This is a genomic window from Massilia sp. BGA-UO-ETr-WB1 (assembly GCF_059567845.1).
In genome coordinates this window covers 1,391,416-1,406,412 of the sequence record NZ_JCAQOT010000027.1, presented here as the reverse complement: position 1 = coordinate 1,406,412, position 14,997 = coordinate 1,391,416, and the positions used below count along the sequence as shown (strand labels likewise).

General features: G+C 67.8%; 14 protein-coding genes. 4 read left to right on the top strand and 10 right to left on the bottom strand.

Annotation, left to right across the window (positions count from 1 at the left end):
* The first annotated feature begins 35 nt into the window (after positions 1-35).
* Positions 36-1,883: a DUF1800 family protein gene (locus tag AC56DV_RS32895; RefSeq protein WP_496318404.1), complete on the top strand. Its 1,848-nt coding sequence runs from the start codon at positions 36-38 to the stop codon at positions 1,881-1,883.
* An 11-nt stretch (positions 1,884-1,894) separates the two neighbouring features.
* Positions 1,895-3,280 (top strand): DUF1501 domain-containing protein, encoded by a 1,386-nt coding sequence (locus tag AC56DV_RS32890; protein ID WP_496318403.1) that lies wholly within the window; start codon positions 1,895-1,897, stop codon positions 3,278-3,280.
* On the opposite strand, the gene AC56DV_RS32885 is transcribed toward AC56DV_RS32890, so the two are convergent.
* The 3 genes from AC56DV_RS32885 to AC56DV_RS32875 form a co-directional block, all read right to left on the bottom strand.
* Positions 3,264-3,827, bottom strand: a complete 564-nt coding sequence (locus tag AC56DV_RS32885; protein ID WP_496318402.1) for an RNA polymerase sigma factor — start codon at positions 3,825-3,827, stop codon at positions 3,264-3,266. The genes AC56DV_RS32890 and AC56DV_RS32885 overlap by 17 nt on opposite strands.
* A 56-nt stretch (positions 3,828-3,883) precedes the next feature.
* Positions 3,884-4,672, bottom strand: a complete 789-nt coding sequence (locus tag AC56DV_RS32880) for an alpha/beta fold hydrolase (protein WP_496318401.1) — start codon at positions 4,670-4,672, stop codon at positions 3,884-3,886.
* 75 nt (positions 4,673-4,747) lie between these two features.
* Positions 4,748-5,902, bottom strand: coding sequence for an alanine racemase (locus AC56DV_RS32875; protein WP_496318400.1), 1,155 nt, complete (start codon positions 5,900-5,902; stop codon positions 4,748-4,750).
* Between the two features lie 112 nt (positions 5,903-6,014).
* Here AC56DV_RS32875 and AC56DV_RS32870 point away from each other — a divergent pair, with 112 nt between their 5' ends.
* Together AC56DV_RS32870 and AC56DV_RS32865 are read left to right on the top strand one after the other, a co-directional pair.
* The gene (locus AC56DV_RS32870) at positions 6,015-6,929 is read left to right on the top strand and encodes a LysR family transcriptional regulator (RefSeq protein WP_496318399.1); all 915 of its coding nucleotides are present in this window, start codon (positions 6,015-6,017) and stop codon (positions 6,927-6,929) included.
* 114 nt (positions 6,930-7,043) lie between these two features.
* Positions 7,044-8,297: a styrene monooxygenase/indole monooxygenase family protein gene (locus AC56DV_RS32865; RefSeq protein ID WP_496318398.1), complete on the top strand. Its 1,254-nt coding sequence runs from the start codon at positions 7,044-7,046 to the stop codon at positions 8,295-8,297.
* A gap of 35 nt (positions 8,298-8,332) precedes the next feature.
* Here the strand turns inward: AC56DV_RS32865 and AC56DV_RS32860 are convergent, their stop codons facing one another.
* From AC56DV_RS32860 to AC56DV_RS32830, 7 genes are all read right to left on the bottom strand, one after another.
* Entirely contained in the window at positions 8,333-8,761 is a 429-nt protein-coding gene (locus AC56DV_RS32860) for a bacteriohemerythrin (protein WP_496318397.1), read from the bottom strand.
* A 7-nt stretch (positions 8,762-8,768) separates the two neighbouring features.
* The gene (locus AC56DV_RS32855) at positions 8,769-9,956 is read right to left on the bottom strand and encodes a thiolase family protein (protein WP_496318396.1); all 1,188 of its coding nucleotides are present in this window, start codon (positions 9,954-9,956) and stop codon (positions 8,769-8,771) included.
* A 218-nt stretch (positions 9,957-10,174) separates the two neighbouring features.
* A complete protein-coding gene (locus tag AC56DV_RS32850) occupies positions 10,175-10,864 on the bottom strand; it encodes an ABC transporter ATP-binding protein (protein WP_496318395.1) in 690 nt (229 codons plus the stop codon).
* Positions 10,861-12,105, bottom strand: coding sequence for an ABC transporter permease (locus AC56DV_RS32845; protein ID WP_496318394.1), 1,245 nt, complete (start codon positions 12,103-12,105; stop codon positions 10,861-10,863). The genes AC56DV_RS32850 and AC56DV_RS32845 overlap by 4 nt, the downstream gene beginning before the upstream one ends.
* 9 nt (positions 12,106-12,114) lie before the next feature.
* A complete protein-coding gene (locus AC56DV_RS32840) occupies positions 12,115-13,134 on the bottom strand; it encodes an efflux RND transporter periplasmic adaptor subunit (RefSeq protein WP_496318393.1) in 1,020 nt (339 codons plus the stop codon).
* Between the two features lie 70 nt (positions 13,135-13,204).
* Positions 13,205-13,936, bottom strand: a complete 732-nt coding sequence (locus tag AC56DV_RS32835) for a lipid-binding SYLF domain-containing protein (protein WP_496318392.1) — start codon at positions 13,934-13,936, stop codon at positions 13,205-13,207.
* 70 nt (positions 13,937-14,006) lie between these two features.
* Positions 14,007-14,840: a universal stress protein gene (locus AC56DV_RS32830; protein ID WP_496318391.1), complete on the bottom strand. Its 834-nt coding sequence runs from the start codon at positions 14,838-14,840 to the stop codon at positions 14,007-14,009.
* Positions 14,841-14,997 lie beyond the last annotated feature (157 nt).

Sequence of the window (14,997 nt, the reverse complement as noted above, 5' to 3'; positions counted from 1 at the left end):
GTAATCGTTGGTCAACTTAAAGGAGTGCACAAGTAATGAAGCCAGCTAAGTATGGAATCACTGGACGCTGTGTAAGGAGCGCCGTCCTGGCGCTCGGCATTGCCGGCGGCGCCGGCCCGGCCCTGGCCGAGGGCAATGCCGCGCTGGAAAAGCAGGTGGACGCTTCGCGCCTGATGACGCAGGCGACGTTCGGCCCCACTTTGCAGGGTGTGCGGGAGATCCAGGCATCGGGCGCGAAAGCCTGGATGCAGGCGCAGTTCCAGCTCCCCGTCACGCAGTACACGGTGGGTTCGGAATTCATTCATAAAATCGCCGGCGGCTGTTCGAAAGGCACGTTCGACGACCACTACACGGCCGAACACTGCGGCCGGGACAACAATACCAGCGACCCGCTGATCTGGGAGTTCTACAGGAACGCCATCTATGCGCCGGACCAGCTGCGCCAGCGCACTGCCTTGGCCTTGTCTGAAATCCTGGTCGGCATGGGCGAGGGCTCGAACGCCACCTACGGCATGCGCATTCACCAGCAGATTTTCCGCGACCGCGCTTTCGGTAATTTTTACGAGATCCTGCGCGCCTTCACGCTCAGCCCAGTCACCGGCGACTTCATCAACTCGCTGAACAACGCGGGCAATGATCCCAACCAGAACTTCGGCCGCGAATTCCTGCAGTTGTTTTCCGTCGGTCCGTGCTTGCTGAACCATGACGGCAGCTTGCAGGAAGGCCGCTGCAGGCCGACCTATTCGGAAGAGGTGGCGTTGAGCCACGCCTACGCATTCTCCGGCCTGACTTATCCGCCCGGAGGGTACTCCCGGTACACGGTGCGCAGTCCCGATTCGTGGAACACGCCGTACTTCGCCGGCCCGATGGTGTTCATCAACGCAAAACACGACGACCCCGCCGCCATCGCGCGCGGCGACAAACGCACGCTGCTGTCCGGCCTCCAGCTGCCGGCCTCGAAGGACGCGGCGGCCGCGTTCGAGGCCGCCATGCAAGGCGTTCGGCTGCATCCGAACGTGGCGCCGTTTATCAGCAAGCAGCTGATCCAGCGTTTCGTCACGAGCAATCCCAAGCCGGAATACGTGGCGCGCGTGGCCGATGCGTTCGACAGCGGCTTCCACGACGATATCGGAAGCGGCCAGGCGGGCGATATGCAGGCGGTGCTGGCGGCGATCCTGCTCGATACGGAAGCGCGCAGCGCCTTTGCGGCGGCCGACGCCAGCTTCGGCAAGCTGAAAGAGCCCATCATCTTCATGGCCTCCTTGTTCCGGGCACTGGAAGGATCGGTCACGGATGGGCGCCAGATGGGACGCCACAGCATCGGCGAGCCCCTGGGCCAGATGGTGTTCGACGCGCCGACGGTCTTCAACTTCTTCAAGCCCGACAATCCACTGCCGGGCGAGAGCGGCGCCGGCTTGCTCGGCCCCGAATTCGAGATCAATGGATCGAACGAGATCGTGGCCCGGGCCAACTTCGACAATTACCTGCTGTTCAACCAGTACAACCTGGGCGCCGGCATCCTGCCGAATTGCGATACGAATCTGAAGCGCATCGGCGGCGAATGCCCCTTGGGCAGCGACGGCAAGCCGCGCTACAACTCGCCCTGGGACCAGGGCACGCGCCTCGAATACCGCAGCCTGAAAGCCATGGCTGCGGACGCGTCCGGCCTGGTGCGGGCATTGAATCTCAACCTCGCCGCCGGCGCGCTGCCGGAACCGGATCTGCAAACCATCATCGCCGAAGTCTCCCGATGGACGCCCGACAGCGACAGCGCCAACAGCGGCGCGCTGGTGAAGCTGCGGCAAAGCGATTACCTGACCGAGCGCAGCAAGCTGGCGCTTTATCTGATCCGAAAATCGGCCTACTACCAGATCCAGCGTTAAGGAGACCCCGAATGAAACGTCGTAATTTTTTGAAGTCCGCTGCTGCGCTGAGCGGCCTGTCCCTGTTTTCCCTGCGCGACGCGCAGGCCGCCGACAGCGCATACAAGGCGCTGATCTACGTCTACATGACAGGCGGGAATGATGGCTTCAACTGTTTCGTGCCGCTCGATGAAGCGGTCTACCGCATCTACAGCCAAACCCGCGCCGGCCTGGCGATGCGGCGCACGGCGGCCGATGCCGGCGCCGGCGGCGACAACGGCTTTCTGCTGCCGCTGCAGGGCGATGAAGCCATCGGCATGCACCCCTGCCTGGCGCCGCTGCAGCAGTTCTGGAACGACAGGAGCATGGCCATCATCACCAACGTCGGGCCGCTGGTGCGGCCGATCCAGAAAGCCGAGTACGCGGAACTGGTGCGCGAGGGCGATACCAGCAAGATCCCGGGTCAGCTGTTCGATCATGGCGGGCAGCAGAACTGCTGGCACAACGCCATGGGCGACCCCAAGGTGCAAAGCGGCTGGGGCGGACGCGCGCTGGAAGCTGCCGGCATGGGCGCCTCGTACTCCTTTGCCGGCGACAAGCGCTGGGGCCAGGCGCAACGGGTGCCGCAACTGCGCCTGTCCGGCACGGCGCTGAAATACACCGACAGCATGATCGTCCAGCCCAGGAGCGATGCCCCTGCGCGCCTCGATATCATCAAGTCCCTGGTCGAATCGGCCTCGCGCTCCGATGCCGCGCTGGTAAAAGCCTGGGGCGCGCAGGAACTGGACACCATCACGGTCAGCGAAACCATCGGCCCGCTGCTGACGGGGCAGCCGGCTGCGGCGGTCAGCCTGGGATTCGCCGGCACGCGCGATGTCGAATTTGTCCGCCACCTGAAACGCGCCGCCGCCATCGTTGGCGCGCGCGCCCAGTTGAACGGCGTGCGCGACATTATTTGCGTGGGCACCGGCGACTTCGACACCCACGCCAATCAGCTCGGGCGCCATCCGATACTGCTGCGCGACCTGGCCGAAGCGGTGGCGGGATTCAGCAAGGCCATGCAGAACATGGGCTTGAGCAGCCAGGTGACCTGCATGACGGCGTCCGACTTCGGGCGTTCGCTCAAGCCGAACAGCAGCGATGGAACCGACCATGCCTGGGGCAACTGCCACTTTGTTGTCGGCGGCGCAGTGGAGGGCCAGAAGGTGTACGGGAAGTGGCCCGACTACAGCGTCGGCGGTCCGGACGACAAAGGTTCCGGTCCCAGCGCCAAGGGCACGCTGATACCCACAACGTCGGTGAACCAGTACGCGGCCACCGTGCTCAAATGGTTCCTGCCGCAAGTGGACCCGGCGCAGACCTTGCCGGACCTGCGCAATTTCACGCAGCACGACCTGGGCTTCATGAAGCCGGGCTAGTCCGGGGCGGCGGGGCGGCGACGCACTTTCCCAGCGCGCCGAGCCCCCGCCGCACCCACGCTTTCGCGGTGCCCAGCGGTACCTGGAGATGCTCCGCCAGCTCGGCGTGCGACAGCCCGGCGTAATAGGCCAGCGCCAGCGATTGGCGCTGGCGCGCATCCAGCCGCGCCATGCACCGGTTGAGGAGCATCTTCTCGTTGGCCGCCGCCAGCAGCGCTTCGGGGCCGATGTGCTCCACCTCGCCCTGGGGCTCCGCCATGCCGGCTGGTTCGCCCGTTTCCGCAGGCACGGGGCCGTGCCAGGGCGCGCGCCGGGCTTTGCGCAAATGATCCAGCGCCTTGTTACGGACAATGAACATCAGCCAGGTCATCGGGCTGGAACGCTGCGGGGCATAACTGCCTGCTTGCTGCCAGACGTTGATAAACGCATCTTGCAGAATTTCCTCTGCCGCTTCCCGCTTGCGCACCAGCTGTATCGCCACGCCGTAGAGGTGCTTGCTGGTGAGTGCGTAAAGCTCTCCGAACGCCGCGTGGTCGTTCAGCGCCACGCGAGCGAGCAAACCCACCAGCCTTGAACTCCCGTGAGTGTGAATGGCCATGCGGCTTAGTTGGCCTGGGCGGCCTGCTCGATCAGGCTGGCGACCGCCGCCGGGTTCGACGTCATGACCACGTGCGACGCGCCGGCCACCACCACCGTCTTGCGCGACTTGGCGCGTTCCGCCATGAAGCCCAGCGCGGCGGCCGGAATGTTTTTGTCGGCGTCGCCGTAAATGAAGTACGACGGCAGCGTTTTCCATGCGGGGGCGCCGGCCGCTTCGGTCAGCGCCGCTTCGGCAATCGGGCGCTGCGCCATGGCCATCAGCTCGGCGTCGGCCTTGGGCACGTCGGCGGCAAATTGCTGGTGGAATTTGTCCTGCCGGATGTAGAAGTCCTTGCCGCCGCCTGGCAGCGCCACCGGCTCGGCCAGCGCGCCGCCCAGCGTGCCGCCCGGATAGCGGCCGGACAGTTCGAGCGCGGTCTCGCCGCTGTTGGGCGCGAAGGCAGCCACGTACACCAGGCTCCTGACGTTGGGCTGGCCGTTGGCGGCGGCGGAGATCACGGCGCCGCCGTAGGAGTGGCCGACCAGCACCACCGGCCCCTTGACGCTTTGGATCACCGTTGCGATGGACGCCGCGTCGCTCTTCACGCTGCGCAGCGGGTTGGCGGCGCCGATCACTTGATAGCCGTTCGCGCGCAGCTTGGCCGCCACGCCGTTCCAGCTGGCGGAGTCGGCGAAGGCGCCGTGCACCAGCACCACGGTGGGTTTGGCAGGTGGGGTTGCGGCGGCGGCTGGCTGGGCATGGGCGGCGCCGATCAGCGACAGCGAGAGGGCGATGGTGTTGAGCGTTTTCATGGTGGTGCCTTTCAGGGTTGGAACTGCGAAGGAAGGTTGAAACGGAATCGGTGTTGAATGGGCGTTGAATCGGCGCTACCAGCCTTGGAGCCGTGGCCATACAGCCTGGATCCGCGTGTCCGCGCCGTTGATCACGACATACCTGTCGTGTTGCGCTGCCGTGGCGCAGGCATGGTTGGGCAGGATGCGCACCAGCGAGCCGACCGGCAGGTGAGGCATGCGGGCGGGGTCGCCCGAACGGTGGGCGATAACGCCGTGTTCCTGGTTGGCGTCGATCACGATGATGTCGTCCAGCGGCTCGCCAAGCGCGTCGCAGACGACGCCGTAGCCCTGGTCCAGTGCTTGCCGGCTGGTGCCCCGGTCGCGCGACATGGCCATCCAGCCGGCGTCGATGATGGTCCAGCCCTTGTCGTGCTGGTGTCCCACCACGGTGGCCAGCACCGAGATGGCGATCCGGCTGGGCTGCGTCACGCCGATGCCGCTCATCACCAGGTCGCCGAATACGAACACGCCGGCGCGCACCTCCGTCACGCCGCCCAGGTCCTCGGCGAATTGCGCCGTGGGAGTGGAACCGATCGACACTTCCGGGCATGCGTGGCCCTGCGCCCGCAGTTGCAGCGCGCAGTCCACGGCCGCATCGCGCTCCTGCCGCGCCACCCGGATGATGTCGTCCCGCGAGCGGCAGTCGTAGGAGCTGCCGGCGTGGGTCAGCACGCCCCTGAGCGCAATGCCGCCGTCGCGCAGGCGGCCGGCGATAGCGGCCAGTTCCTGCGAGCCGGGCTGCACGCCGGAGCGGTGGCCGTCCGAATCGATCTCGATCATGGCCGACGGCAGGGCGGTCCTGCCGCGCGCCGCGTCGGCCAGTTGCCCGGCCGCTTCCATGTTGTCGAGGATGACGATCAGGGCCACGCCCCGCTCGCACAGGTCGAACACGTGCGCCAGCTTGTTGGGGGCCAGGCCGACCGCGTACAGGATGTCGGTGAAGCCGTGGGCGGCGAAGTAGTCCGCTTCCTTCAGCGTGGAGACGGTGATCGGCCCGGCGGCCGCGCCCAGCATGCTGCGCACCACGTTGACCGATTTGCTGGTCTTGGCGTGGGGCCGGAACGTTACGCCGTGCCGGTCCAGCCGGGAGCGCATGCGGGCGATGTTCGCCTCCATCTTGTGCGCGTCCAGGACCAGCGCCGGGGTTTCCAGTCCGCTCATGGCGGCGGTTGCTGTCGATTGCGTCATTTCGGCTGCTCCTTGTTTTGCGTGGTGATTGGTGTTTCCTTGCTAAGAATTATGTCGCTGCGATGCTTTAATGTGGTTAAATGAAGCTAACCCCTAACTTAAGTTGAACTTAATGATCGACCTGGACGACATCCGCTTTTTCCAGACCCTGGTAAAGGCCGGCAGCATGGCTGCCACGGCGCGCAACATGAATGTCACGCCCTCGGCGGTGACCCAGCGCCTGCAGCAGATGGAGAAGCGCTACGGCGTGGTGCTGGTGGACCGCTCCTACCGCCAGCTGCGGCTGACGGGCGAGGGCGAACTGCTGTACGAGAAGGGCGCAGCCATCTGCGACGACACCGACGACCTGTTCGACCTGCTGAAAGCGCGCAGCGGAGAGATCGCCGGCCATCTGCGGGTGGAGGCGCCCTTTGGATTCGGGCGGCGCTACCTGGCGCCGCTGATCGCCGGGTTCCATGCCGCCCACCCGGGCCTCAAGGTGTCGTTGTCCTTGTTCGACAAGCTGAAGGCGCAAGGCCCCAGCGCCTCGGACATCGTGTTCTTCATTGGCGAGCTGCGCGATTCGAACATGGTCAGCCATCCGATCGCGTCCAACAACAGGCTGTTGTGCGCCTCGCCGAAGTACCTGCGCGCGCGCGGCGTCCCCGGCGATCCGGATGATCTTGCCCGGCACGACTGCATCACGCTGAACGAAAACAACGAGGACGTCAGCCTGTGGCGCCTCACGCGCGGCAAGGCCGAGCGCTGCGTGCGGATTGCACCTGTACTCAGCTGCAACGACGGCGAAGTGGTGCGGGATTGGGCCATCGGCGGCAAGGGGATCGCCATGCGCTCGGAATGGGACGTGGCCGATTTCATCCGGTCCGGCAAGCTGGTGCAGGTACTGCCCGCGTGGTCGATACCGCCGGCCGACATCGTCGCGCTGGTGCCGCAGCGTAAAGGGGTGTCGGCGCGGGGGCGCGCCTTCATCGATTTTGTCCGGGCGCGCTTTGCGCCGGCGCCGCCCTGGCGCGCGGCCCCGCGCTGACACGGCTGGCCGGACGCTGCATCCAATTCCCGGTTTCCGCCGTATCTCTGACTGACGCACGCAATCTTCAAGCAGGGGAGCGTGCGCGCCCACGCCAGTTCAGAGAGGAATGTCATGAAGAAGATTGCTATTGTTGGTGCAGGCCAGGCGGGATTGCAGCTTGGTTTCGAATTGCTGTCGCGCGGCCTTCAGGTCACGCTCTACACGGACCGCAACGCCGAACAGGTGCTGAACGGGCCCACCGGTCCGATCGCGATCCAGTTCCATCCGCGCACGCAGATCGAGCAGCAACTGGAATTGAATTTCTGGTCCGCCTACGAAGGCGGCAGGATCGATACCACGGTGATGAAGCTGTTCACGCCGGCCGGGGAGCAGGTGCTGCAGGTGGCCGCCATGCTGACGCCGCCGGCGCAGGCCATCGACCTGCGCCTGAAGTACTCGGCCTGGATGAAGGAGTTTTCGCGCCGTGGCGGCACGCTGGTGGTCGAGCCGGCCGGCATCGCCCTGCTGGAACGCGCGGCGGCCGCGCACGACGCGGTATTCGTCACCACCGGAAGGAGCGCCTTCGGCGAGCTGTTCGCGCGCGACGCGCAGCGGTCCACGCTGGACCGGCCGTACCGCCATCTCGCACTGTTCTTTGCCAAGAATTGCGTGCTCGATCCGGACGCCGATCCGGCCCTCCACATCAATGCCTTGAACAGCATCGTGGGCGCCGGCGAATGCCTGTTCTATAACTTCCTCGACCGCGACCTGACGCAGACCACGGTGCTGCTGTTCGAGGGCGTGCCGGGCGGCCCGCTGGACTTGCAGGCGCAGACCGGAAGCGTGCGGGAGAAATTCGAACTGCTGCGGCACCACCTGAAAAGCGCCTGCCCGCCGGTGTACGCCATGATCGAGTCCGCCGATCTGATCGAGGACGAATTTATGCAGGGCGCGATTACGCCGACCGTCAAGCATCCGGTCGGCAGGCTGCCATCGGGCAAGCTGGTGATGGCGCTGGGCGATGCGCTGGTGACGTACGACCCGGTGACCGCCCAGGGCCTGAACGCGGCCTCGCGCCTGGCGCATCAAGTAGCCCAGGCCATCCTTGCCGACAGCGGCGCCGTCTTCGACGCGGCCTGGATCGAAGGCGTGTTCGCAGCCTACTGGCAGACGGCGCAGCACGGCTTCGGCCTGACGCGGGACTTCATCACCGGATTGCAGCCGCACCAGCAACTGGCGCTGTACGCGGCCAGCATCAACCCGGAGATCGCCAGCGACATGCTGAACAACTCGGGCGAAATGGAAAAGGTCTATGCCTGGCTGGGCGACGCCGCCGCCACCATGGCCTACCTTGAAGGCAAGGGCTTCAAGCCGGAGCGGGCGTAAATCAGCGCGATATTCAACCGGCGTGATTGAGCGCGTCAACCATGCCGCGATTGGGCGGCCGCATCGCAAGCGCCCGTGGCCCGCGTGAAGATCCGCGCGGCCACGGAGAGTTCCAGGTCCATGGTGGCAAGATGGATCAGAAACCAGTGCGGCAGCAGCGCGATCGTAGCGCGGGCAGGCCCGTGGTCGGCACGTTGCAAGGCGTTAATCGCTTGCCGCAGCATGCCCAGCACCTTGGCATGCTGTTCCCTGTGCGGCGCAAGGCCCGGCGCGGCAAGGCTCTCCATCAGCGCCTCTTCCGCAGCGAATGCATGTTCCATTCCGGCCGCCAGTTCAGTCAGGCGCAGCAGCCATTCATGGTCGGCGCTGTGTTCCAGGCAGCCGAGCCGTGCCACGAACAACCGATGCGCGTGATCCACTTGCGGTATGCCAAGCCGCATATGCGGCGACCATGCGAGTGCCATGGCGATGTCAGGCCAGCATTTCCAGCGCCAGGGCGATGCCCTGGCCGCCACCGATGCACAAGGTCACCACGCCCCGCTCAAGGCCGTCGCGCTGCATCGAGTGCAGCAGGCGCGTGGCCAGCACGGCCCCGCTGGCGCCGATCGGGTGCCCGTGCGCGATGGCGCCGCCCTCCACGTTGACTCTCTCCTCGTCGAGCCCCAGTTCCCGCAGGCATGCCAGCGCGACGGCGGCGAAGGCTTCGTTGATCTCGATGCGGTCGACCTGGCCGATGGTCCAGTTTGCCCGCTGCAGCGCCTGGCGCACGGCGGGAACGGGCCCCAGTCCGAACATGCCGGGTTCGACCGCGCCCACGCCGTAGGACACCAGCTTCGCCAGCGGCGCCAGGCCGTTGCGCCGGGCCCACGCTGCCTCGGCGACGATCATGGCGGCGGCGCCGGAGTTCAGCCCAGGCGCGCTGCCGGCCGTGATGCTGCCATCCTTGCGGAACGCCGGCTTGAGCCTGGCCAGCGACTCGGCGTTGGTGTCGGGGCGGTTGTGCTCGTCCTTGTCGAACAGGGTGGGCGCCTTGCGCCCCGGCACGTCGAGCGCGGCAATCTCGGCCACGAACTTGCCTGCCGCCTGGGCGGCGGAAAAGCGCTGCTGCGAGCGCAGCGCCCAGCGATCCTGGTCCGCGCGCGAGATGCCTTTCTGCTGCACCAGGTCCTCCGTGTGCCAGCCCGAGTGCTGGCCGGAGAAAGCGTCGTTCAAGCCGTCGTGCAGCATGCTGTCGAACAGCGTGACGTCGCCCATGCGCGCGCCCCAGCGGCCCTGCGGCAGCAGATACGGCGCCCGGTCCATGTTCTCCATGCCTCCGGCGACGGCGCAGTCGATCATGCCGGCCCAGACTTCCAGCGCCGCGCTGGCGATCGCCTGCGCGCCGGAACCGCAGACGCGGTTGACCGTCAGCGCCGGCGCGGTGACCGGCAGCCCGGCGGCGATGGCGGCCTGGCGGGCCGGGTTCATCTTGGCGCCGGCCTGGATCACGTTGCCCATGACCACGGCCTGCACCTGTTCCGCGGCCAGTCCGCTGCGGGCCAGCACGGCGCGGATCGCAGCGGCGCCCAGGTCGGTGGCGGGGATGGCTGTCAGGCTTCCTCCGAACGTGCCGATGGCGGTGCGGACCGGCTGGCAGATGACGACTTCTCTTTGGTTCATGGCGTTGCTCCTGATTGGGTTCGAATGTTCGTGGCTGGGGCCGGGCGCGGCGCCAGGCCGCGCTCGGGCCGCAATGGCCGACGCTGGCCGCTGCGCTGCGCGACGGGCATGAAGGCATTCTTCAACAGCGAAGTTCCGTTTTACAGCGCTGCGGCCGCAAAATCCCTGACCCAGGTCAAATGCGGGGGCTTTGCCGGAAGGGAAGAGGCGGCGGCGCCTCAGGACTGCGGCCCGCGGTCCGGCGCGAGTTTGCCGTCGAGCAGGTGGATGCGGCGGTCGGCGGCGGCGGCGAATGCGGCGTCATGCGTGACCGCGATCACGGTCTGGCCGCCGTCGGCCAAGCCGCGCAGCGTGCGCTGCACGTTCTGCGAGGCGGCCGAGTCCAGGTTGCCGGTCGGTTCGTCGGCAAGGATCAGCAGCGGGGCGTTGGCCAGGGCGCGCGCGACGGCGACCCGCTGCCGCTGGCCCCCCGACAGCTGCGCCGGCAGCTTGTCGGCGTGCCCGGCCATGCCGAACTGCTCCAGCAGGCCCATGGCCCGCTCCCGGGCTGCGGCTGCGGGCAGGCTGCCGAGCCGGCGCATCGGCAGCGTGACGTTCTGCAGCACGGTGAATTCGGCGAGCAGGAAGTGAAACTGGAACACGAAGCCGAGCTTGGACAGCCGCAGCGCCGCCAGCTGGTCGTCGCTGCAGCGCGAGATATCCTCGCCGTCGAGCCACAGGCGGCCCGCGTCGGCCACGTCCAGCAAGCCGAGCAAGTACAGCAGCGACGATTTGCCCGAGCCGGACGGCCCCATGATGCAGACGAACTCGCCGGCAACAATGTCCAGGCTGACACCGTCCACCAGCGTCACGGGCACCGCGCCGGGCAGCGTGCGCACCAGCCCTTCCGCGCGCAGCAAGGCGCTCATGTCGCCCCCCTAAGTATGTCGACCGGACGCAGCTTGCCGGCCTTGCTGGCGGGCAGGTAGGCCGCGCCCAGGCAGGATGCCATGGCGAAGCCGGCGGCAACGACGTACTGGCCGGCGCCCCACCACACCGGCAGTCTGACCACCTCGCTGACGCCGGGCGGCTTCAACTCGACCGTGACCAGGATGTGCATCAGTGCGTTGCCCAACAGCAGGCCCGCAACGCTGCCGAGCAGGCCGATGATGCCGCCTTGCCACAGGAAGATGCGCCGCATGTCCGCGCGGCGAAAGCCGATGGACTTCAGGATCGCGATGTCGCGCGTCTTTTCCATCACGGTGGTGGAGATGGTGTTGTAAATGCCGAACGCCGCGACCACCAGGATGGCCGAGACCACGCTGTACATGATGACATTGCGTACCAGAAGCAAATTGAGCAGGTCCTCCGACGCCTCGATCCAGGACACCGACTTGTAGCCGATGCTGCGTTCGATGGCGGCGGCGACGCCGAGCGCGGCGTGCGGATCGGCCAGCTGGATGATGAAGCGGTTGACCCGGTTGGGACGGTCCAGTATCGCCTGGGCGCGCTTGAGCAGGGTGAAGGTCTCGGTCTCGTCGTAGGCCGCGTTACCGGTTCGAAATATGCCAACCACCTTCATGACCCGGCTGCCGGTGCCTGCCGAGACCACCGTCAGCGTGCCGCCCATGCGCAGGCGGAACTTCCCGGCCAGGCCCTGGCCGATGATCATGCCGTTCGGCGTCGCGCCCAGGTCGTCCAGCGAACCGGCAACCATATGCCGCTCGATGGCCGAGACCATTTTCATGCGCTGCGGTTCCACGCCCGACAGGCTAATGCCTTGCTGTTGGCCGGCGAACACCAGCACGGCCGAGCCGTGCAGCAGGGGCGCAACCCGCAGCGCCGGCAGCGCCTCGATCTGCTCGAGCTTGCTGCGATAGCCGCGGATGCCGCGCGTCTCGACCAGCGGTTTGGCATTGCTGACCGATACCACCGCCTGCGGCCAGCGCAGCTCGGCCGGCTGGGCGTGCGGGATCCGGTACTGGTCGTAGACGGTGATGTGGGGGCTGTTGTCCACCAGGCGCTGCAGGAAGTCCTGCTCCGAGCCGCGCATCAGCGCCGCCACGGCCAGGAAGAAGGCGACCCCGAGCGCGATGCCGCACAGCGAAACCAGCGTCGAGCGCCGGTGATGCAGCAAATGGGTGCAGGCGATGTCGAGGTGGATCGGCATGGCGCCCCCTCAACGCGCGAGCGGCCGCGCTGGCCGGTTTTCCCGCAGGCCCGCATTGGGCTGCAGAACCACCGTTTCATCGCCGGCCAGGCCGCGCACGATCTCGCTGCGGCGCGCGTCCCGTATGCCCAGCTGGACCGCGCGCCGCTGCAGCCGTCCTTGCGTCACCAGCCACACCGCGCCGTCCACGATGGCGCTGTTGGGCAGCAGCACGGCGTTCTCGCGCCGGCTGACGATCAGGTTCGCCTCGACCGTCATGCCGGTGCGCAGCGCGCCGGGCTCGGCCAGGCGGATGCGGACCCGGTAGCTGCGCGCCACGGGGTCGCCCTGCGGGGTTATTTCCGTCACTGTGCCGTCGTACACCGTGCCGGGCACGGCCGGCGCCTTCAGCAGTACGGGCTGGCCGACCCGCACCCGGTTGATGTCTTCCTCGTCGATGTCGGCGCTCACGCGCAGCGGCGCGCAGCAGGCCAGCACGAACACCGCCTGGCCCGGGCCGATGTACTGGCCGGGTTCGCCGTCGCGGCGGATCACGGTGCCGTCGGCCGGCGCGGTCAGCGCCATATAGCCGCGCTGCGCCAGTGCGCGCCGCAGCGCCGCCTCGGCCGCGGCGAGCTCGCTGCGGCTGCGCTCCTTTTCACCGGCGGCAATGAAGCCGCGCTCGGCCAGCGCCGCAATGCGCGCGTGCTGGCTGCGGGCGTACTCGGCGCGCGCGCGCTGTTCGTCGACCGTGCCGGCCAGGTCGGCGTCGTCCAGGCGCGCCAGCACCTGGCCTTTACGCACTTGGTCGCCTTCGTCGGCCAGCCGCTCGGCCAGCCGGCCGCCCACCCGCGGCGCGATGGGCATCTTCACCGTCGGCTCCACGCTGCCGGCGGCGTACACCGCGTCGACCACACTGCCGCGCTCGGGCCTGGAGGTCGCCAGCGCTTCCGGCGCGGCGGCCCAGTAGACGGCGGCGGCCAGGGCCAACAGCGCGGCGGCGGCGGCCGCCAGGCGCGGCCGGGTGAATCGGGACGGATGGCTGGTCATCGCTGTCGCTTCGCGGTTGGCTGGCAGCCCGGCGCGCAGGCGCGGCCGTGCTGCCGGGAAGGCGTGCGCGTCAGCGCGCGCGGTTGCCCGCTTCGGCCAGCGCTTGCTGCAAGGCCAGGGCCTGCACGTTGTCGACCAGCCCGGTGGTGACGTCGCTGGCGGACAGCGTGCGGCGGTAGTAGGCGTTGGTCAATGTCGAGTTGTAGCGGATGTCGGTCACGCCCACCGCGAGCAGGTCGCCGAACAAGCCCTTGGCGGAAGTCCAGGCGATGACGTCGCCACCGCCGACGCTGCCGCGCGCCAGCTTGTGCCAGCTCAGTAGAGTGAGGCCGGCGTCGGCGCCCAGCGAGAAATTGTGCTTGTTCGTGAATTCGGCGGTGGCCTTGTCGTTCATCAACACCAGCGCGATCGGCCCGCGCTGGGCGCCGGCCTGCAGCCCAACGTCCAGCGCACCCAGCGTATAGAACACGGGCGCACTCCACTGTCCGTCGGGCCGTTTCAGCAGCATGACGCCGCCGCCGCCGCCACCGCCGATGCCGATGGCAGCCCTGCGGTAGGCGGGCACGATGAAGACGCCGTTTGCCAGGCGCAGCGCTTCGGCGATGACAGGATCGCCCGCCATGGTGCGCACGACGGCCAGGGCCTGGTTCACCTGGCCAATTGCGGTGGCCCATTGCTGCGACACGTCGCTGGTGCGGTCCGGGGCGGGCGGCGCGACCGGGCCGGGCGGCGCGGCCTGGCGGGCGTTGGCGAAGGCGCTGCAGCACAGCAGCAGGGCCAGGGAAAGGCGGCGGGGATGCATGGCGACTCCTCAATGCGGGTGGTAGGGCCTGCCCGGTCAGGGGCGGTGCGAATCCTGGGACGCGGGCGCGTCAATGCGTCATCAGCACGGCGATCTCGTCCTGGTCCAGCAGGCAGGCCGTGGTGCTGCCGAGTACCCATTCCCGGAAGCGGCTGTGGCCGTATGCCCCCGCCACGATCAGTCCGGCGCCGCTGCTGCGCGCCAGGTCGAGCAGCGCCTCGCCGGGGTCGGCGGCGGTGTTCTCTGTGATCACGGCGACATTGCCGCAGTGGCGCGCCAGATAGCTGGCGATGTCCGAGCCGGGCGCGTCGCCGTGCAGGCGCGGACCCTGGTCGGGGTTGAAGACGGCAATTTGCACGCGCTCGGCGCGCCGCAGCAGCGGCAGGGCGGCAGCGACGGCGCGGCTGGCTTCGGCCGCGCCGTTCCAGCCGATGACGGCGGTGCCGTCCAGGCGCGGTTCGGCGCGCGTGGCAACTTGCAGTACCGGCCGGGTGGCATGCATGGCCAGGTAGCCGGCCAGCCGTCCAGGCAGCAGCGGCGATGCCTCGGTGGTGGCGCCGCCGGCCACCAGCACCAGGTCGCAATAGCGCGACTGCAGGGCCAGGGCGGACTCGGCGGCATCGTCTATCAGGCGCGACTCGACCGACGCGAACGGGTATGCCGCCGCAGCCTGCTCGAACTGCTGCAGCCGCTGCCGGGCTTCGGAGCGGAGCTGGTCGTAGCCGATAGGCGGATACAGCGCGAATGCGCCGGCGCCGGCCGCCGAATTTTGCAGCACCGCAAACCCGGTGCTGGCCAGTCCGATCAGGTGCGCCTCGCGCTCCTTCGCGAGATCCGCCGCGGCGCGCAAGCCGTTGTGCCAGGTTGGCGATTGGCCGATGTGCAGCAGGATGGTCTTGTACATGGTTGCCTCCGCATTCGTGTTGGACCCGGGGCCCGCACGCGGCGCGCGCGGTATTCCGGCTGCGTTATTGTGATCCGCACCGGCTTGCCCAAACCATGATCTGGATCAAATTGCGCCGCAATCGGCGGGGGACGCGGCGCAGGGTGCACGCCGGCGC

What these genes read in the sequence shown, in the direction of transcription:
- AC56DV_RS32895 (WP_496318404.1), top strand. Translation starts at nt 36, where the DNA reads ATGAAGCCAGCTAAGTATGGAATCACTGGACGCTGTGTAAGGAGCGCC.
- AC56DV_RS32890 (WP_496318403.1), top strand. Translation starts at nt 1,895, where the DNA reads ATGAAACGTCGTAATTTTTTGAAGTCCGCTGCTGCGCTGAGCGGCCTG.
- AC56DV_RS32880 (WP_496318401.1), bottom strand. Translation starts at nt 4,672, where the DNA reads ATGAAAACGCTCAACACCATCGCCCTCTCGCTGTCGCTGATCGGCGCC.
- AC56DV_RS32875 (WP_496318400.1), bottom strand. Translation starts at nt 5,902, where the DNA reads ATGACGCAATCGACAGCAACCGCCGCCATGAGCGGACTGGAAACCCCG.
- AC56DV_RS32870 (WP_496318399.1), top strand. Translation starts at nt 6,015, where the DNA reads ATGATCGACCTGGACGACATCCGCTTTTTCCAGACCCTGGTAAAGGCC.
- AC56DV_RS32865 (WP_496318398.1), top strand. Translation starts at nt 7,044, where the DNA reads ATGAAGAAGATTGCTATTGTTGGTGCAGGCCAGGCGGGATTGCAGCTT.
- AC56DV_RS32860 (WP_496318397.1), bottom strand. Translation starts at nt 8,761, where the DNA reads ATGGCACTCGCATGGTCGCCGCATATGCGGCTTGGCATACCGCAAGTG.
- AC56DV_RS32855 (WP_496318396.1), bottom strand. Translation starts at nt 9,956, where the DNA reads ATGAACCAAAGAGAAGTCGTCATCTGCCAGCCGGTCCGCACCGCCATC.
- AC56DV_RS32850 (WP_496318395.1), bottom strand. Translation starts at nt 10,864, where the DNA reads ATGAGCGCCTTGCTGCGCGCGGAAGGGCTGGTGCGCACGCTGCCCGGC.
- AC56DV_RS32845 (WP_496318394.1), bottom strand. Translation starts at nt 12,105, where the DNA reads ATGCCGATCCACCTCGACATCGCCTGCACCCATTTGCTGCATCACCGG.
- AC56DV_RS32840 (WP_496318393.1), bottom strand. Translation starts at nt 13,134, where the DNA reads ATGACCAGCCATCCGTCCCGATTCACCCGGCCGCGCCTGGCGGCCGCC.
- AC56DV_RS32835 (WP_496318392.1), bottom strand. Translation starts at nt 13,936, where the DNA reads ATGCATCCCCGCCGCCTTTCCCTGGCCCTGCTGCTGTGCTGCAGCGCC.
- AC56DV_RS32830 (WP_496318391.1), bottom strand. Translation starts at nt 14,840, where the DNA reads ATGTACAAGACCATCCTGCTGCACATCGGCCAATCGCCAACCTGGCAC.